Annotated in this window: 12 protein-coding genes; 2 read left to right on the forward strand and 10 right to left on the reverse strand. The window is 76.1% G+C overall.

The genetic code is table 11. From position 1 onward, the window contains the following. Window positions 1-58 precede the first annotated feature (58 nt). Both ACFVFR_RS22020 and ACFVFR_RS22025 read left to right on the forward strand, forming a co-directional pair. A complete protein-coding gene (locus tag ACFVFR_RS22020) occupies window positions 59-1,546 on the forward strand; it encodes an alpha/beta hydrolase (protein ID WP_383704484.1) in 1,488 nt (495 codons plus the stop codon). A 59-nt stretch (window positions 1,547-1,605) separates the two neighbouring features. Beyond that, entirely contained in the window at window positions 1,606-3,216 is a 1,611-nt protein-coding gene (locus ACFVFR_RS22025; RefSeq protein WP_383704286.1) for an alpha/beta hydrolase, read from the forward strand. Here ACFVFR_RS22025 and ACFVFR_RS22030 read toward each other — a convergent pair. The 10 genes from ACFVFR_RS22030 to ACFVFR_RS22075 form a co-directional block, all read right to left on the reverse strand. Next, window positions 3,213-5,438, reverse strand: coding sequence for a HelD family protein (locus ACFVFR_RS22030; protein WP_383704486.1), 2,226 nt, complete (start codon window positions 5,436-5,438; stop codon window positions 3,213-3,215). The genes ACFVFR_RS22025 and ACFVFR_RS22030 overlap by 4 nt on opposite strands. 333 nt (window positions 5,439-5,771) lie before the next feature. Beyond that, window positions 5,772-6,950 (reverse strand): adenylyltransferase/sulfurtransferase MoeZ, encoded by a 1,179-nt coding sequence (gene moeZ, locus ACFVFR_RS22035; protein WP_383704288.1) that lies wholly within the window; start codon window positions 6,948-6,950, stop codon window positions 5,772-5,774. 61 nt (window positions 6,951-7,011) lie between these two features. Then, the gene (locus ACFVFR_RS22040) at window positions 7,012-7,761 is read right to left on the reverse strand and encodes a spherulation-specific family 4 protein (protein ID WP_383704290.1); all 750 of its coding nucleotides are present in this window, start codon (window positions 7,759-7,761) and stop codon (window positions 7,012-7,014) included. Further along, complete coding sequence (locus ACFVFR_RS22045) at window positions 7,749-8,783, reverse strand: NAD-dependent epimerase/dehydratase family protein (protein ID WP_383704292.1); 1,035 nt, start codon at window positions 8,781-8,783, stop codon at window positions 7,749-7,751. Before ACFVFR_RS22045 ends, ACFVFR_RS22040 begins: the two co-directional genes overlap by 13 nt. Beyond that, window positions 8,783-8,920, reverse strand: a complete 138-nt coding sequence (locus tag ACFVFR_RS22050; protein WP_383704294.1) for a hypothetical protein — start codon at window positions 8,918-8,920, stop codon at window positions 8,783-8,785. Before ACFVFR_RS22050 ends, ACFVFR_RS22045 begins: the two co-directional genes overlap by 1 nt. 117 nt (window positions 8,921-9,037) lie before the next feature. After that, complete coding sequence (locus ACFVFR_RS22055) at window positions 9,038-10,942, reverse strand: hypothetical protein (protein ID WP_383704296.1); 1,905 nt, start codon at window positions 10,940-10,942, stop codon at window positions 9,038-9,040. A gap of 1,373 nt (window positions 10,943-12,315) precedes the next feature. Then, window positions 12,316-14,787, reverse strand: a complete 2,472-nt coding sequence (locus tag ACFVFR_RS22060; protein WP_383704298.1) for a DUF3492 domain-containing protein — start codon at window positions 14,785-14,787, stop codon at window positions 12,316-12,318. A gap of 151 nt (window positions 14,788-14,938) precedes the next feature. After that, complete coding sequence (locus tag ACFVFR_RS22065) at window positions 14,939-16,993, reverse strand: dipeptide ABC transporter ATP-binding protein (protein WP_383704300.1); 2,055 nt, start codon at window positions 16,991-16,993, stop codon at window positions 14,939-14,941. Further along, window positions 16,990-17,979, reverse strand: a complete 990-nt coding sequence (locus ACFVFR_RS22070; RefSeq protein ID WP_383704302.1) for an ABC transporter permease — start codon at window positions 17,977-17,979, stop codon at window positions 16,990-16,992. Before ACFVFR_RS22070 ends, ACFVFR_RS22065 begins: the two co-directional genes overlap by 4 nt. Beyond that, a complete protein-coding gene (locus ACFVFR_RS22075; RefSeq protein ID WP_383704304.1) occupies window positions 17,976-19,109 on the reverse strand; it encodes an ABC transporter permease in 1,134 nt (377 codons plus the stop codon). The genes ACFVFR_RS22070 and ACFVFR_RS22075 overlap by 4 nt, the downstream gene beginning before the upstream one ends. Between the last annotated feature and the right edge of the window lie 27 nt (window positions 19,110-19,136).

The raw sequence follows: 19,136 nt of genomic DNA on the forward strand, positions 1-19,136 counted from the left end.
GCCCCGGGGCGCGCGCGGGAGCCGGCCCGCGCGCGGCGGGCGGGCCCGGCTCGGCGCGCTGGTGGCGGTGCTGCTGCTGGTCGGCGTGGCCGGCGCGGGGTGCGGGGACGGCGCGGGCCGGGCGCGGTCGGACGCCCTGGCGCGGCAGCGCCTCCACTGGTCGCGCTGCCCGGCGCCGGGCGAGGGCGAGGAGGGCGCGGGCACGCCGGCGCCGGGCCCGCCCTGGGAGTGCGCGACGCTGCGCGCGCCGCTAGACCACGCCGACCCGGGGGGCGGGACGATCGACCTCGCGCTCATCCGCGCCCGGGCCACCGACCGGACGCGCCGGATCGGCTCGCTGGTCTTCAACTTCGGTGGCCCCGGCGGCTCGGGCGTCGCCGCCCTGCCGGCGTTGGCCACCGACTTCCCACAGCTGCGCACCCGCTACGACCTGGTCAGCCTCGACCCGCGCGGCGTCGGTCGCAGCGGTGGCGTGCGCTGCCTGGACGACCGCGACCTGGACGCCTACCACGCCGCCGACGCCACCCCCGACGACGCGGCCGAGACCCGCGCGCTGGAGGCCCGCGAGCGCGCGTACGCGGCGGGCTGCGCGCGCCGCTCCGGGGCCGTCCTGGCGCACGTCGGCACCCGGGACGCCGCGCGCGACCTGGACCTGGTGCGCCGCGTGCTCGGCGACCGCGCGCTGCACTACTTCGGCGTCTCCTACGGCACCGAACTCGGCGCCACCTACGCCCACCTGTACCCGCGCCGGGTGGGCCGGACGGTGTTCGACGCCGTCGTGGACCCGGGCCAGGACCCGGTGGGCGCCGCCCTGGGCCAGGCGCGCGGCTTCCAACGGGCGCTGGAGAACTACCTGCGCGCCTGCCCCGCCGAGGCGGCCGACTGTCTGACCGAGCGGGAGATCGTCGCGCTCCTGCGCCGGCTGGACCGCCGCGCGCTGCCCGGCTCCGACGGCCGGTCCCTGACCCAGTCGCTGGCCAGCGACGGCATCGCGCAGGCGCTGTACGCGAAGGACTTCTGGGAGTACCTGACGCAGGGGCTGCGTGCCGCCGCCGACGGCGACGGCACGGTGCTGCTCGCGCTGTCCGACCTGATGAACGGCCGTGGCCAGCGCGGCGGCTACAGCACCCTCCAGTCCGCCCTGACCGCCGTCACCTGCGCCGACCACCGGCAGCGCTACACGGCGGCGGACGTGCGGGCCAGGCTGCCCGCGTTCCGCGCGGCCTCCCCGGTCTTCGGCGCGTACCTGGCCTGGGGCCTGCTCCAGTGCCGGCACTGGCCGACGGCGGGCGCCCGGGACACCCCGGAGGTGAGCGCGCCCGGCGCCGCCCCGATCCTGGTCGTGGGCACCACCGGCGACCCGGCGACGCCGTACGAGGGGACGCGGGGCATGGTCCGCGCGCTGGGCGAGGGCGTCGGCGTGGAGTTGACGTACCGGGGCGAGGGGCACGGCGCGTACCACGGTGGCAGCGCGTGTGTGCGGCGGACGGTGGACGCGTACCTGCTGACCGGGGCGGTGCCGCGCGGCGGGACGGTGTGCCGGTGAGCGCGTCGGGCCGGGGCGCCGGGGCCGGTGCGCGGGGTCGAGGCTTAGGATCGCTTGCCATGGCACGCCCTATACGCACCCCGGCCCTGGTCACGGCGGCACTGATGGTCGTGGTCGGCGCCACGGCGGCCGGCTGCGGCGGTGGTGGTGGTGGCCGGGACACCAGCGACGGTTCGCGCGAGAGCCACGCGAGCAGGCCGACGTCCCGCGTCCCGGTCGACCCCCGGCTGCCCACGGCGCTCACCGGCCAGCAGGTGCGCTGGAAGGCGTGCGCGGCGCCGACCGCGCTCCAGGGCGGGGGCGAGGAGCCCGGCGACGCCTGGCGCTGCGGCACCCTGAAGGTCCCGTTGGACTGGGCGAAGCCCGGGGGCGAGAGCATCGACCTCGCGCTCATCCGCAAGGAGGCCACCGGATCCGGGGACCGGATCGGCTCGCTGGTCTTCAACTTCGGCGGCCCCGGCGGCTCCGGCGTGGCCACCCTGCCCGGCTTCGCCAAGGACTACGCGAAGCTCGGCGAGCGCTACGACCTGGTGAGCTTCGACCCGCGCGGGGTCGGCGAGAGCGCCGGCATCACCTGTCAGACCGACGCGCAGCGCGACGCGACGGCCGAGGTGGACGGCACCCCCGACGACGCGGCCGAACTGGCGGCCGGGCTGGCCGACTCCCGTGCGTACGCGGCGGCCTGTCAGCGCACCTCGGGCCGGATGCTGGCGCACGTGGACACCGCCAGCGCCGCCCGCGACCTGGACCTGATGCGCCAGGTGCTCGGCGACCGCAAGCTGCACTACTTCGGCATCTCCTACGGCACCGAACTGGGCGGCACCTACGCCCACCTGTTCCCGAAGAACGTCGGCCGGGCCGTGCTCGACGCGGTGGTGGACCCGACCAGCGACGCGCGGGCGGGCGCGCTCAACCACGCGCGGGGCTTCCAGCGCGCGCTGGACAACTACCTCAGGGACTGTGCCGGCAAGGGCGCCGAGTGCCCGGTGGGCGACGACCCGGACCAGGGTCGCGAGCGGATCATGGAGCTCGTGGCCGCGTTGGACGCCACCCCGTTGCCCACCAGGGACGGCGACCGCAAGCTCACCGACAGCCAGGCGCTGCTCGGCATCGGCACGGCCCTGTACTCCAAGGACACCTGGAAGTACCTCACCCTCGGCCTCCAGGAGGCCATCGAGCTCGACCAGGGCACGATGTTGCTGATGCTCGCCGACTCCATGGCCGGCCGCGACGAGAAGGGCCGCTACGACAACTCGCAGCCCGCCAACTCCGCCATCTCCTGCCGGGACACGCGTCAGCGCGTCACCCCCGAGCAGGTCAAGGCCGAGCTGCCGACCTTCCGTGAGACCTCCCCGGTCTTCGGCGAGATGATGGCCTGGGGCATGCTCGGCTGCACCGACTGGCCGGTGCCCGGACTGCGCGACCACCCCGAGGTCAGCGCCCCCGGCGCGGCCCCGATCCTGGTCATCGGCACCACCGGCGACCCGGCGACGCCGTACGAGGGCGCCCGCACCATGGCCCGCCAGCTCGGCGAGGGCGTCGGCGTCGAGCTGACCTACCGGGGCGAGGGACACGGCGCGTACAACAGCGGCGACGACTGCACGGTGCGCAACGTGGACGACTACCTCCTGGACGGCACCGTGCCGCCCACCGGCACCACCTGCGGCTAGCTCTCCCCCGCCGCCGCCAGCCCGCCCAGCGCCGCCGGCAGCTCGCCGGTATGCAGCACCCCAAGGCGCTGGGTGGCCCGGGTCAACGCCACGTACAGGTCGCTGACCTGGTACGCGGCCGGTTCGGTGACCAGCACGGTGTCGAACTCCAACCCCTTGGCCTGCCGCGCGTCCAGGAGCACCACCTCCCGGGTGAGGTCGGGCGTCGGCCCGTGGCCCGCCTCCGGCAGCGCGGCCAGCAGCGCGGCGTGCAGCGTGGCCGGGGCGATGACCGCGACCCGCCCCCCGCCCCGGGCCGCCTCGGCCTCGCGCGCCACGGCCGGGGCGAGGTCGTCCGGGGCGACGCGCCGCGCCCAGGGGCGCACGCCGGTGGAGCGCACCGAGCCGGGCGGGTCGAAGGACGGGTCGTGCGCGCGCAGGAACGCGGCGGCCACGTCCATGATCTCGGCGGGCGTGCGGTAGTTGACGCCCAACCGCACGTGCTCCCAGCGCTCGCCGACGTACGGGGCCAGGACGCGCTCCCAGGAGCCGAGGCCCGTCTCGCGCGCGGTCTGCGCCGGGTCGCCGACCAGGGTCATGGAGCGGGTGGGGACGCGGCGCATCAGCAGCCGCCAGGCCATGGCCGACAGCTCCTGCGCCTCGTCCACCACGATGTGACCGAACGCCCAGGTCCGGTCGGCCGCCGCGCGCTCGGCCGCGGTGCGGTGGTCGGCCTCCTCGTGCCGGTCGGCCATCCGCTCGGCGTCGATGACGTCGTGCGCGGCCAGCACCTCGGACTCCTCGTCCTCGAACTCGTACGTCTCCGAACCCGCCGACAGCTCCAACACGCCCCGCGCGTAGGCGATCCGCTCCTGTCGCTCGGCCTCGGCGGCGGCCCGGGACGCGCTGTCGTCCTCGCCGAGCAGCTCGGCCGCCTCGTCCAGGAGCGGCACGTCCGCCTCGGTCCACGCGCCGCCCGACCGTCGGATCAGCGCGGCCGACGCCGCGTCCAGGTGGGTCGGCTCGGCCAGGAAGTCGGCGACGAACCGCTGCGGGGTGAGCTGGGGCCACAGCGCGTCGATGGCCGCGTGCACCGGGCCGCTGGTGGCGATCTCCTTGCCGAGCTGGGCGATGTCGTCGGGCCCCAGCAGGTTGGATCCACCGAGCGGGTCGGCGCCGATCCGCTCGGCCAGCCGCGCGGTCAGCGCGTCGATGAGGTGGAAGGCGAAGACGGGGCGGGCCAGGTTGTGCGGCAGGCCGCTCGCGCGGGCGTGCCAGCGCGCGTCCTCGGCCATCGCCCGGTCCAGGCTGAGCGTGCCGTACCCCTCGTGGTCGATCTCGGTGGCCCACTCGGGCACGGTCTGCCGGTCCCGCAGCGCCTTCGCCAGCGCCTCGGCCATCGCGGCGCGGCCCTTGACCTCGGCGACGGCCGGGCGGTCGGTGCCGGTGGCGCGCACGCCCGGGAAGAGCTCGCCGAGCGTGGCCAGCAGCACGCCGGTCTCCCCCAGCGCGGGCAGCACGTCGCCGATGTAGCTCAGGAAGGCCGGGTTGGGGCCGACGATCAGCACCGCGCGACGGGCCAGCAGCTCCCGGTGCGCGTAGAGCAGGTAGGCCGCCCGGTGCAGCGCGACGACGGTCTTGCCGGTCCCCGGGCCGCCCTCGACGACCAGGACGCCCTGGTGCGGCGCGCGGATGACGCGGTCCTGCTCGGCCTGGATGGTGCGCACGATGTCGTGCATGCGCCCGGTGCGGGCCGCGTCCAGCGACGCCAGCAGGACCTCGTCGGCGTCGGTGCCCTCGTGCCCGGTGCGGACGGGGTCCGCGAGGTCCATCAGCTCGTCGTGGAGGGCGGTGACGGTGCGCCCCTCGGTGCTGATGTGTCGCCGGCGTCGCAGGCCCATCGGAACGTGGCCGGTGGCCAGGTAGAAGGGGCGTGCCACATCGGCCCGCCAGTCGATGACCAGGGGCGTACGGGACGCGTCGTCCCGGCGCATTCCGATGCGCCCGATGTGGTGGGTGCGACCGTCCCGGAAATCGAGTCGACCGAAACAGAGTCCGCTTTCTCCCGCGTGGATCGCGCGGAGGAGTCCAGCCTGTTCCTCCACCCGCACATCGCGCTCAAGCCTGGCCTGAAAACCGTTCCCGACCTGCACCAGCGCCGCTCGCATGGCTTCCTCGGCCGTCGCCTTGAGCCGGTCGAGCCGGGCGTAGAGATCGGTGATGAATTGTTGTTCCTGCCGCATTTCCTCGGTTGACAATTCCACTCCCGACGCGTTATGCTTCCCGCAGATGCTTTTCCTTCACGTCTTTTTTCGCGAAGACATGAAGAATTAAATATACGCAGCAGCGAGCCCCGGATGTCAATTCATCCGGGGCTTTCTTTGTGCGCGTGGACGCGCACGCGGCAGGGCGCGGGCGACGTCGGTCCGGGGCGGCGGCGCGGATGTGCGGGCCAGGGGCGCGCGGGTGGCGGGCACGCGCGGGGGCCGGGCCCCACCTCGGTGGTGGACCCGGCCCCGCGCGTGCGCTCCCGTTTGGCGCGCCCCCGCCGCACAGGGCGGGCGCGCCGACCGAGGCTAGTAGACCGGCTTCTCCGGCTCGATCTGGTTCACCCAGCCGATGACGCCGCCGCCCACGTGCACGGCGTCCGCGAAGCCCGCGGACTTGAGCACGGCGAGCACCTCGGCCGACCGGACACCCGTCTTGCAGTGCAAGACGATCTTCTTGTCCTGCGGAAGTCCCTCCAGGGCGTTGCCCATCAAGAACTCGTTCTTCGGGACCAGTCGGGCACCGGGGATGGAGACGATGTCGAACTCGTTGGGCTCGCGGACGTCGATGATCTCGATGCCCTCGCCGTCGTCGATCCACTGCTTGAGCTGCTTGGGGGTGATGGTCGACCCCTGCACGGCCTCCTGGGCCTCGTCCGAGACCACACCGCAGAACGCCTCGTAGTCGATCAGCTCGGTGACCGTGGCGTTGGGGCCGCAGACCGCGCAGTCGGGGTCCTTGCGGACCTTGACCTGGCGGTAGGTCATCTCCAGGGCGTCGTAGATCATCAGCCGGCCGACCAGCGGCTCGCCGATGCCGGCCAGCAGCTTGATGGCCTCGTTGACCTGGATGGACCCGATGGAGGCGCACAGCACACCCAGGACGCCGCCCTCGGCGCAGGAGGGGACCATGCCCGGCGGCGGCGGCTCGGGGTACAGGCAGCGGTAGCACGGGCCGTGCTCGCTCCAGAACACGGACGCCTGACCGTCGAAGCGGTAGATCGAACCCCAGATGTACGGCTTGTTCAACAGCACACAGGCGTCGTTGACCAGGTAACGCGTGGCGAAGTTGTCCGTGCCGTCCACGATCAGGTCGTACTCGGAGAAGATCCCCATCACGTTGTCCGCCTCAAGGCGTTCCTCGTGGAGTACGACGTTCACGTACGGGTTGATGCCCAGCACGGAGTCGCGCGCGGACTCCGCCTTGGACCGGCCGATGTCGGCCTGGCTGTGGATGATCTGGCGCTGCAGGTTCGACTCGTCGACCTCGTCGAACTCCACGATGCCGAGCGTGCCGACACCGGCGGCGGCCAGATACATCAGGGTGGGCGAGCCGAGCCCGCCCGCGCCCACACAGAGCACCTTGGCGTTCTTCAGCCGCTTCTGCCCGGCCATTCCCACGTCGGGAATGATCAGGTGACGCGAGTACCTGCGGACCTCGTCCACGGTGAGCTCGGCAGCCGGCTCGACCAGGGGTGGCAGCGACACGGGGAACTCCGTAGTTGATGGGAGCAGTGTTGTTCTTCCAGTAACACTGCCACGCGGTGTCTCATTCCGTGACACCTGGTCCGATGCGCGAGACGATTTCGTCCCAGTAGCCGGGCAGCGTCTCCCACGCGTCGGCCTGGCCGTGACCCTGCCGGTCGGTGAAGTAGATCGTCCCCGCGCCCTGCCAGCGGGCGATGCGCAGCGCCTCGTCCAGGTGCGTGCGCGGCACGCCGTGCACCAGGTGGCAGAACCGCTCCGGCGGGTAGTCGGCCGTCCACTGCGCCGCCTGCGACCAGCGGTAGTGGGCCCACTGCCCGGAGAAGGTCACCAACTGGTCGGCGCTCTCCACATAGCTCGGATGCGGGTGCGTGCCGTGCGCGAACACCAGGTAGGCGTGCGCGCGCAGGGCGCGCAGGGTGGTGGCCACCCGGCGCACCTCGGCCAGGCCCGGCCGCTCGGTGGGGCAGCGGTCCAGGTAGAACCCGTCCACCTGGTACCACTCCAGGAAACGGTGCGCGTCCGAGAGGAGTTCACCGAAGGGGCGGGTGCCGAACCGCACGTCGAGGTGGCCGAGCACCCGGGCCCGCGCCTCGTGCAGCCGGGCCGCCGCCCCCAGGCAGTGCGGATCGGGGCGGCTGCCGGGCCCGCGCGCCACGTTGAGCACCGCCCAGTGCAAGGGGGTGCACGGGCGGGCCAGTTCGGCCCACTCGGCCGGCGCCACCAGCGGATGCGCACAGCCGGGCACCCCGAAGCCGAGCCGGCCGGCCACCGCGCCCGTGCGCCGCGGACCGGTGAAGGTCACATACGACATGCCGCCTCCATCCAGATGTCGGCCAGGGACTCCTCCAGTCCGATCCGCGTCCGCCAGCCCAGCCGGTCGCGCGCGGTGCGCACGTCCGCCTGCTGCCAACTGCCGCAGCCGTCCGGATAGACGTACCCGACGGGCCCCGCCGGATGGTCGGCCCCGTGCTCGCCCCGGCCGTGCCCGCCGCCGGGGCCGTGGCCCGCCGCGTGGCCGCCGGCGTGCGCCGCGCCCGGCGGCTGGCTCGGGTGCGGCACGGTGCGCAGCGGGTGCGGCCCGCCCTCCATGTCGTGCAGCGCGCCGCCGAAGCCGGCGACCCTGGCCAGCACGGCGGCGGCGTCGCGCATCCGCACGGCGCGGCCGGTGCCGATGTTCACCACGCCCTGAGCGGCGGACAACGATGCCGCGTGGACGGCCCGCGCCACGTCGCGTACGTCGACGAAGTCGCGCTGGGCGCCCAGGCCGGGGAACCTGAGCTCGTTGTCGCCCGCCTGCATCGCCCGCCGCATGGTGTCGGCCAGGCGGCCCAGCGGCGAACCGGGCGGGGTGCCGGGGCCGACCGGCGAGAAGACGCGCAACACGATGGCGTCGAGGCCGGAGCCGAGCACCAGTTCCGTGGCGGCCAGCTTGCTCACGCCGTACGGGCCGCCCGGGCGCGGGATGGCGTCCTCGGCGGTGGACGAACCCGGCTGCGAGGGCCCGTACTCGGAGGAGCAGCCGACCTGCACCAGGCGCGCCCCGCAGCCGCTGCGCCGCAGCGACTCGCAGACGGTGGCGACGGCCACCGTGTTGTGGCGGGTCAGCTCCCGGGCGCCACCCCGCGTGGTGCCCGCGCAGTTGATCACCACACCGGGGTGCACGGCGTCCAGGAACCGGGTCAGCGCCCCGGGGCTGCCGGTGGACAGGTCGAACCGGACGTCGGCGGCGTCGCCCCGCCCGAGCTCGGTGAGTTGCACGGCGGGGTCGGCGAGCAGGTGGTCGGCGACGTAGCGCCCGATGTAGCCGCTGGAGCCGAGCAGGAGAACGCGCATCAGTGACGCCCCCGTTCCACGGTGCGGGGGGCGGACGCGGGGCCGGCGGTGCGGCGGGGGGCCGCCCCGACGAACCGGGCTGCCCCGGACGCCTCGGCCGGCTGGCCGAGGGGGTGGCCGACGGGGTGGTGGGTCATCTGGCTCGCTCCTTGTGAAGGTTGCGCCGCCTGGGCCGGGGGGCCGGTGTCGCGGCGGCAGAGGTCGTGGGTCGTGCGCCGGCGGGTGTGGCGCTCGGGGTGGGGGCGGCGTACGTCCTACGGGGAGACGGCCGGGCCGCGGGATCGCCGCGCCCGGCCCTCGCACGGCGCGGGACCGCCCGCGCCGGGCCCCCGTGGCGTCGTCGGTGGCCGGCGGGTCCCGTCGGCCGGGGGACGGGGGGACACGGCGCCTGGCACCGGGGTGCGGTGGGCGCCGACGTCGGGGGTGGCGGTGTGCGGGGCGGCGGGGTGCTCGCCGCCCGTGGTCGGTCCGGGGTCACCGGTGTCGTGGTCGCGCGGGTACGCGCTGGAGGGGGCCGGGGCGCCGGCGGCGTGCGCCCAGGCGCGGGAGAGCGCGCCCAGCCCGTACACGCCGAGCACCAGCGCGCCGGTGGCGCAGGCGAACGCGGGCACGGCCGCCACTCCGGTGGCCGCCACGAGGCGCTGCACCGGGCGGGCCAGGCCCGCGCAGCGGGGCAGTTCGGCGGCCAGCACGGCGCCCACCGCCGCCGCTTCGATCGCACAGGCCAGGGCGAGCCCACGGCGGGCGGCGCGGCGCAGGCCGTGCGCGGTCAGCAGTCGGGCGACGAAGAGCAGCATGCCGAGCGCGCCGGCGGCCAGCGCCGTGCCGAGCCCGAACCCGTGTCCCGGCAGCACGCGGCAGGCCACCGCGAGCAGCACGGCCAGGGCGCACCCGAACAACGCCAGCGCACACCCGTACGCCACCCGCGCGCCAGCCGCGAACGCGGACAGCTCCCGGCTGGCCACCAATCCGCGCCGGGCGCGCGCCGTGAACCACCGCGCGCACCAGAGCGCGGGCGGCACCGCGCCGGCCAGGGCCGCGCCGGCGATCGCGCCGGGCACCAGCGGCCGCCACCGGGCCGCGCCCGGGCCCGGCCACTGGCGGGGGTCCCACCAGCCGTCGAGCCAGGACACCGGTGGCCAGGGCGACGGCCCGGCGAGCCACCCGGCCCCGGGCCCGCCGGCCAGCGCCTCGGTGAGCAGCCACCCGCCGACCAGCGAGTACGCCAGCAGCCAGCACCACCACACCGGCCCCAGTACCCACCGCCACCCGCCCGCGCGCGCCCGGCCCCCCGCGCCCGCCCGCCCACGCGCGCCGCGCGGGCGCGAGGCACCGAGGTGCGGGGAGTTGGTGTACGGCGCGCTCGCGCGTGAGGTGCCCGCGCGCGACGTGCCGCCGCACGGGGAGTTGGCGTGCGGGGAGCAGGCGGGGAAGGGGAGGCCGAAGCGGTGCGGCGCGCCCGGGTACGCGGGGCTCCCGGGTGCCGGGACGCCACCGTGGAGATGCGCGTCGGTGTACGCGCCGGCGGGCACGCCCGCGCCCGCGTACGACCGGGCGGCTCGCGGGGCGCCGTACGGGTCGCCGTGGCCGAGGGTGAACGCGGTGCCGTGGCCGGCGGTGTACGGGGCGTACGGGGCGCCGTGATCGGCGGCGTACGGGAGGCTCTCGCCGGGCTCGCCGCAAGGCCCGGGATGGTCGTAGCTGACGGGACGGCCGTAGCTGACGGGGTGGCCGAGCGGGCCGGGATAGCCGGCGGGGCCGACGTACGCGAGCGGGGCGGGGGCGTCGAACGGCGCGGGGTGCGCGAACGGCGTCGGGTGGCCGCACCAGGTGGTGTCGCCGAGGGCCGTGGGGCGGGCGCACGGGACCGGGTGGCCGAGCGGCGTGGGACCGCCGGGGTGCTCCCACGCGAACGGGGCGCCGGGGGCGAGCTGGGCGCCGGGGGTGGACCAGTCCTCGCCGAGGTGGGGCCCGTGGCCGGCGCGGGGGTCTCGGCCAGCAGGGTGCGCGGACCACCGCGAACGCCTCGGCCCGCGCCACGGGGCGCACCACGCGAGCACGAGCACCAGGGTCGCGCCGCCCGCGCCGATGATCCCGCGCGTGACGTCCGACGCGTGGGCCGTCCGATCGAGGACGGCGAGCACCAGCAGCCCCAGCAACCCGGGCGACAGGCACCCCCACCACGCGGCCCCGCCCCGCCACCGGGCCCGCCACCGGGCCCGCCCCTGCCCCGTGGCACGGTCGTCGAGGCCGCCCCACTCCCCCGGCGTGCCCGAGCGGGCCCTCAGGTCGGCGTCGGAGTGAGCCCACAGGCGCGCCGGCTGGCCGCGCCCGCCGACCTCACGGGTCCGTCCCCGCGCGCGGGGGGCAGCGGGCTCCGTCGCTGATCCCGGCGTCGCCGGGGGGGCCACCCCCGCGCGCGGGGTGAGCAGACCTCGTCGCAGTCGCGACAGAGCGGCCCCACGGGTCCACCCCCGCACGCGCGGGGAGCAGACCTCGTCGCAGTCGCGACAGAGCAGCCCCACGGGTCCACCCCCGCACGCGCGGGGAGCGGGCGTGGCGTGCGAGCCTGCTCGGTCAGCGCCAGGGCCCATCCCCGCGCGCGCGGGGACCGCACCAGCGCCCGTGCGAGCGTCATCGCCCGAACCGACCAGTCCCGCCGCGCCGACCGAACCGGCCGGTTCGTACGTTCCCGGCGCGCCGTCCGCGTCCACTCCCGACGCCCCGCACGCCGCGTGGTCGCCGCGCCCCGTGCGCCCGTCGTACGCGCCCGCCGCGTGAGGCTCCGCTCCGAGCGGGCCGTACGGATCGCCGGTGGCGGGCCAGACCGGCCCGCCGTCGGTGAGCGCGCCGGCGCGTGGCGTCCTGGCGTACAACTCCTCGGCCAGCGCGAACACATCGCGGTGTCGGTAGCGCGCGGCGGCCCGATCGCCGACACCCCGCGCCTCCAGCCCCGCCGCGATCTCCAGCGGGTCGACGGCCCGCGCGCACAGGTCACGATGCTGGTGCAGCAGCAGCCGTACCGGATCGACGTACCTCCCGCGCCGCGACTCCCCACCCCACTTCCGCGACCCCGTCGCCCCCACCCCACCGGCCGCGCGCACCCCACCGGCCGCGCCGGCCGCGTCCGACGCCGCGGACCCACCCGAGGTGCCGGCGGAGACCGCAGCGTCTGGCCCGCCCGAGGCGCCGGCACGGGCCGCCGCACCAGACCCACCAGACGACCCGGTTCCAGCCGAGACCGCACCGGCCTCCCGGACGCCGCGACCACCTGCCACCCTGCCGATTCCGCCCGTGTCCGCCCCACCAGTCGAGTCGGCCCCATCGGCCGCGCCGGGTGCTGGCCGTGCGGGGGACTCCCGGCCGGGGGCCTCGGGGTGGGCGTCCGTCGGTGCGCCCTTCCGGGAGCCGCCGGGCGTCTGCGGGCCGGCCGTCGTCTCGCCGGCCGGCGCGCGCGGGCAGCCGCCGGGGGCGTCGCGGTCGGTGGCGGGGCGGGCGGGAGGTAGGGCGTCGGGGGTCGTACCGGACGTGGTCATGCCTCGTCGCCCCCCTCTCGCTTTCTCATCCGGCCCCGGGGCGCCTCGACCACCTCGGCGGGTGTCGCGCTCGCGCACGCTCCCGGCTCCGGGTCCGCACCGCCCGCTCGCGCCGCCGCCCATCGGGGGGTGGCCCGCCCGGTCGCGGTACGCGCCGTCGTGCGCGCCGCGCGGCCGGACGCCGTCCAGTGGCCCGGCACCCGCGCCTCGGCGGGGTACGCGAACGGCAACGGGTCGCCCGCCGCGCCCACTTCCGCCTCGGCGCGGCGGACCGGGGCGCGCGAGAGCAACTCCAGGTAGATGCCACGGTAGGCGCCGGTGTTGCGCTGGGCGTCGAAGAGTTCCAGCGCCCGGGAGCGGGCCGCGCCGCCGAGCCGCTCGCGGCGCGCGGGGTCACGCAGCAGGGTCAGGCAGGCCGCCGCGAGCGCGCGCGGGTTGCGCGGCGGCACCAGCAGGCCCGTGCCGCCCACCACTTCGCTGACCGCTCCGACATCCGTGGACACCGTGGCCCGCTCGCAGAGCATCGCCTCGACCAGCCCGGTCGGGAACCCCTCGGCCACGCTCGACCGCACGACGACGCTGCCCGCCGCGTACGCCTCCGGCACGGTGGGCGCCTCCCAGCCGCCCAGCGCTTCGAAGGAGACGGGGCTCGCGCCGATCGCGTGGGCGTGCGGCGCCTCGTCCGGGAAGAGCTGCGCGGCGAGCGCGGCACACTGCGCTCGATAGGTCAGCGCACCGACCACCGGACGGCTCGCCCGGAGCCCGTCACCGCCCGTCGCGCCGGCGAACCACGGCGCGCCGCCCCCGATCGCACCGGCCCGCCGTTCGCGGCGGGTGACCGATCGACGCGCGCCGGCACGCACCGCCCGTCGCCAGACCCGGCGCGGGGCCCGCGCCCGTCGCCCGTGCGGAGGCCCCCCACGCGCCACGGCCGCGCTTCCCGGGCCCCCGCGCGCCGTGCCACAGGGGGCGCCGTACGGCGCGGCCCACGCCGTCGCCGCGTGCGCCGGCGTACCGCCGCCCGTCGCCACGGCCGCGTACGCCATGGCCAGGGCCGGTGCGGCGGCGTCGACGTCGGCCGTGTCGGGCGGGCAGTCGGCGATGGCGCCCTCCTCGCCGGGGGCGACCGGCCCGGTGTCCACGATGCGCAGCCGCGCCCCGGGCTCCTCGCGGCGCACCTCGGCGAACGCGTGCAGCAGACAGACCAGGTCCCGGGTGGGCTCGACGCGGCCGACCCACACCAGCGTGCGGCCGTCGTCGGCCCCGACCACGGCGTGTTCCCGTGCCACGTCGAACCGGCGCGCGTCCAGGCCCGGGTAGAGCGTGCGCACGCGCGTCGGGTCGGCCCCGCAGCGCTCCTGCCAGCGCCGGGTGTGCGTACTGCCGGCGGTGACGAGCGCGGCCTGGGCGTACGCCTCGGCGGCCAACTGTCGGTGGAAGGAGGCGATCAGGGTGCGTACGGGAGCGGAGGCGGGGGCGTGCGCCGGGGCGGCCGGGTCCGGGGCGAGGGGGTCGAGGTAGTGCTCGCGCAGCCGGGTGCCGTGCTCGGTGACCAGCAGCGGCGTGCCGAAGAAGCGCTTGGCCAGCAGCCCGGGGAGCACGGCGGGGCCGGCCGAGGTGGCGTGGCACAGGTCCACGCCGGACAGGCCGCGTCCCGCGTCCGCCCCCTCCCGGCCGGCGTCGGCGCGCGGGCCGTCCTCGCCGTACCAGGGGAGCGAGAGCGGCCGTAGCGCGCGCTCCAGGTAGCGCTGGACGGTGAGCAGGTCGGCGACGCCGGCGCGGTGCGCCGCGCCGGTCGCGCCCGGCGCGCGGCACGCGACCTCCAGCAGGCGGGCCGCGATGTCGGAGCGGATCATCGCGGACAACCCGCCGTGTTCCCGGGCGAGTTCGGCCAGTCCGTAGAGCCCGTCGGCGAAGGCGCGGGCGGGGACGGCGTAGTCCTCGGACCGCCGCGCGGGTGCGGCGGTCGCGCGCGGACCAGACAGCGGTGGAGCAACCTGTCCCACAGTGGCGAAACGGTCCGCCTGGCTCTCGGAGCGCCGCGCCGCCGACTGCCCCGACATCGCGTCCGGCGCGGTCGCCGCGCGGGCGGGCACCGGAGCGACGTCGGCGGAGGGAGCGGCGGCGAAGGGGGGGTCGGGGAGCTCCGGGCTGAGGGTCGCGGCGCTGATGGCCCGGGCGAGCCGCCCGAAGTGCTCGGCGAACAGGGCGCGCTCCCGGCGCCGGTGGGCGCGCGCGGTGGTGGCCGGCGCCTCGGGCGCGGGCTCGCCCCACAGCGGCGCCGTGCGCACGCGGCGCACGTGGGTCGGTAGCGGCAGCCACCCGCCGGCCTCCTGCGCGGCCCCGCGACTGAGCGCGCAGACCTCGAACTCGTGCTGCGCCAGTTCGCGTACGAGCCGGTCGCACCACTGTCCCGCCGCACCGTTCGGGTACGGATAACCACCCTCGGTCAGCAGTCCCACGCGCACGTTCGCACCCCGATCTCCCTGATGGGCAGCCGCCGTAAGGCTGCGGCAGCACGCTATGCGCGGGGCGGGGCGGCGCCCCGCCGGTTGTCCGTCGCGCCACCAGAAGGGGTGAACAGCAGTAACTTTTTCGGCCAGTTGGCGTTGCGGCGCGCTATACGGCGGTGTCGGCCCGCTCGGTCGGCCCGACCCGCTCCAGCGGGGGCACCGCCGAGAGCAGGGACCGGGTGTACGGGTGGCGCGGGTGGTCGTAGACCGTGTCCGTGGCGCCCTCCTCGACGATCCGGCCGCCGCGCATCACGGCGACCCGGTCGCTGACCTGCCGTACGACGGCCAGGTCGTGGGCGATGAACACCAGCGCCAGATCGCGCTCGCGCTGGAGGTCGCCGAGCAGCCGCACGATCTGCGCCTGCGTGGTGACGTCGAGCGCGGAGACCGGCTCGTCGCAGACGATGAGGCGGGGCTCGGGCGCGAGCGCCCGCGCGATGCCCACCCGTTGCCGCTGCCCGCCGCTGAACTCGTGCGGGTAGCGGTGGTACCAGTCCGGGTCGAGGCCGACCCGTTCCAGCAGCCCGCGGACCCGCTCGACGATCTCCGGCGAGGAGAGGGCCCCCGCGGCGCGCAGCGGGTCGGCGATGGACTCGCCGATGCTGCGACGCGGGTTGAGGGAGGAGACGGGGTCCTGGAAGACCATCTGCAACTCGCTGCGGAAGGGGCGCAGTTCGCGCTCGCGCAGCCGGCCGATGTCCCGGCCCTGGTAGCGCAGCTCGCCGCCGGTCGGCTCCAGGAGGCGGACGAGCATGCGGCCCAGTGTCGTCTTGCCGCTGCCGGACTCGCCGACGACGCCCAGCGTCTGGCCGGCGCGCAGCGTCAGGGAGACGTCGTCGACCGCGACGGTACGCGCGCGCCGCTTGCCGAACTCCCGGCGCAGCGCGGTCGCCACCAGCAGCGGCTCCCCGTCCTGCGGGACGCCCCCGTCCTGCGCGACGCCCTCGGCCCGCGTGACCTCCCCCGGGTCCGGCGCGGCCGAACCGTCGCCGGTCACGTCCTCGGCCGCGCTCGTCGGCTCCGCGGCGTGCCCCGTGTCCCGCCCCGCGGCGCGCTCGGGACTCGCCTCGCCCGCCGGCGGGGTGGTCGGGGCGGCGCCACGGGGCTGGCCCAGGCGCGGGACCGCCGCCAGCAGGGCGCGGGTGTAGGGCTCGCGCGCGGCGTTGAGCACCGTGCCGACCGGGCCGTGTTCGATCGCCCGGCCCTCGCGCATGACCAGCAGTTCGTCCACGCTGGCGGCGGCGACCCCCAGGTCGTGGGTGACCAGGACCATCCCCATGCCCGTCTCGGCCCGCAGTTCGGCGAGCAGGTCCAGGATCTGTGCCTGGACGGTGACGTCGAGCGCCGTGGTGGGCTCGTCGGCGATCAGCAGGCGCGGCTCCAGGGACAGGGCCATGGCGATCAGCGCCCGCTGGCGCATGCCGCCGCTGAACTCGTGCGGTCGGGAGCGGGCGCGCCGGGGCGCGTCCGCGATGCCGACCCGGTCGAGCACCTCGACGGCGCGGGCGCGGGCCGCGCGCCGGGAGGCGCCACGGTGGTGCACCCGGTACACCTCGGCGATCTGGTCGCCGATCGCCAGGTAGGGGTCGAGCGAGGACAGCGGGTCCTGGAAGACCATGGCCGCCACCCCGCCACGGATGCGGCGCAGGTCGGCGTCGGAGGCCGCGAGCACGTCCTGCCCGGCGATCCGTACCGTGCCCGTCACCTGGGCTCCGGTGCCCCGGTGCAGGTCGAGCAGGGTGAAGGCGGCGGTGCTCTTGCCCGATCCGGACTCGCCGACGATGCCGAGCGCGGCGCCCGGCTCCAGCGTGAAGGACAGCCCGTCGACGGCGCGTACCGCCCGCTCGGGCGCCTCGGACCCGCCCGGGTGGGCGCCGCCGTCGACCGCCGGGAAGACGACGCCGAGGTCCGCGACCCGCACCAGCGGCCCCGCCGACGGCGCGCCGTCGCCCGTGGTCCGCGCCCCGGGCACCCGCCCGGCGACGGCCCCGGACACTCCAGGTCTGGACGTCCCGGGACCTGACGTGTCCGGCTCGGCCGGCGCGGGCTCCGGCGCCGTGCGGCGCTCGCTGACGGATACGGCTGGTGTCGCCGTCGTGGCCTGCCCGGCTTCGATCGGCTCCCGCTCGGCTGTGGCCCCTTCTGACCGTTGTTCGCTCATGTCAGGGTCACCCTCCGATCGGTTGCGGCGTAGAGAAGGTCGGCGACGATATTGGCGATGACCACGGCCGTGCCGGTGACCAGCGTGATGGCCACCACCACCGGCAGGTCGACGACCTGGACCGAGTGCACCAGGAGCTGGCCAAGGCCCGGCAGTCCGAAGAGCGTCTCGGTCAGCATCGCGCTGCCGAACAGGGAGCCCAGGTCCAGCGCGGTCATCGCGATGACCGGTGGCAACGCCCCGCGCAGCGCGTGCCGCCCCACGATGGCCCGCTCGGTGACGCCGTAGGCGCGGAAGGTGCGGATGTGGTCCTCGGCCAGCGTCTCCAACAGGGAGCTGCGGGTCAGCCGCGCGTACTTGGCCGACTCGATGAGCGCCAGCGCGATCCACGGCAGCAGCATGTTCCACGCCCACTGCTCGGGGTTGTCGGTCAGCGCCACGTAGGAGGGGAAGGGCAGCCAGCGCAGTTGCGCGCAGAAGACCATCAGGAGCAGCAGGCCGATGATGAACACCGGCGTCGCCGTGCCGGCCAGCGTGAACCAGGTCAGCAGCCGCTCGGTGATCCCGCCCCGGCGCAGCGCCGAGAGCAGGCCGGTGCCGACGCCCAGGATCAGCCACAGCACCATGGCGCCCAGGGCCAGCGAGGCGGTGGCGGGCAGCCGCTGCCAGATCAGCTCGGTGACCTGCTGGTCGTTCTGGTACGAGAGGCCGAAGCAGGGGGCGTCGCAGTGCAGGACGCTGGTGCCGGTGGAGTAGTCGTGCCCGGTGAACAGGCCCTGGAGGAAGTCCAGGTAGCGCACGTACAGCGGGTCGTCCAGGCGGAGCTGTTCGCGTACCTGGGCGAGCTGTTCCGGGTTGCAGCGCGAGCCGCAGATCAGCTTGGCGGGGTCGCCGGGTACGGCGTAGAACATCGCGTACACGACGACGGACAGCACGAACAGCACGAGGACGGCGCCGGCCACCCGGCGCAGCAGGTAGAGCGTCATGCCGGGTCCCCCTTCTCGGTCGTCTGGAGCGGTGCGCTCGCGGTCTCGTCGGGGCCGGCCGCGCCCGCGGGCGTCCCGGCGGCTGCGGCATCAGCGGTCCCGGCGGGCCCGGCCTGCGTGGGGCCGGGGGTCCGCGCCGGGCCCGTGCCGGCGGCCCTGCGCGGACGACGGCGGCCGACGCCCAGGCGCGAGGCCTCGCGTGGATCGAGCGCGACCCGCAGCGCGTCGCCGACGATGGTGAAGGCGAGCACGGTGAGGAAGAGCAGGCCGGCGGGGAGCAGGACGTAGGCCGGGTCGGCCCGGAACCAGGTGGTGGCCGTCGAGAGCATCTGCCCCCAGGACGGGGTGGGCGGCCGGATGCCGACGCCGAGGAAGGACAGGCCCGCCTCGGCCACGATGTTGGTCGGCAGCAGGATCGCCGCGTAGGTGATCACGGGCGCGGCCAGCGAGGGCAGCAGTTCCCGCCGGGCGATCCGGAAGGGGCCCGAGCCGCCGAGCCGGGCCGCCGCGACGAAGTCGAGCTTCTTGAGCGAGAGCGTCTGGGCGCGCACGATACGGGCCGTGCCGGCCCAGCCGAACAGCGCGATGACCAGGACCAGCAGCAGCGGGCGCGGGAAGTCGGTGGGCACCACGGCGGTCAGCGCGATGACGAACGCGAGCATGGGCAGCGCGATGAACACGTCGCTGAGGTGGCTGATCACGCCGTCGACCAGGCGGTTGCCGAACCCGGCCGCGATGCCGACGACCACGCCGACGAAGACCTGGAGCACGGTGGCGCCGACGGCCACGACCAGCGAGACGCGGGCCCCGTAGACGAGGCGGATGAACAGGTCGCGCCCGGTACCCGGTTCGACGCCCAGCCAGTGGTCGGCGCTGATGCCGCCCCAGGAGCCGAGGGGGACGCCGCCGCGCGCGGAGTCCACCAGGTCGTCGTGGTACGCGTTGGGGTCCTGGCCGGTGAGCGCGGACAGCAGGGGCGCGGCGAGGGCGAGGAGGACCAGCAGGGCCAACCCGGCGCCCGCCACGACGGCGGCCTTGCGCGCGCGCAGCCGCCGCCAGACCTGGCGGGCGCCCGAGGCGGGGGCCGGGGCCCCCGCCTGGGTCGCCGTGGCCAACACGTCGGTGGTCACGAGGTTTCCTCGCCGATCACGCGGTGC

Source organism: Streptomyces sp. NPDC057702, from assembly GCF_042799315.1.
In the GTDB taxonomy this organism is placed as follows: Bacteria; Actinomycetota; Actinomycetes; order Streptomycetales; family Streptomycetaceae; genus Streptomyces.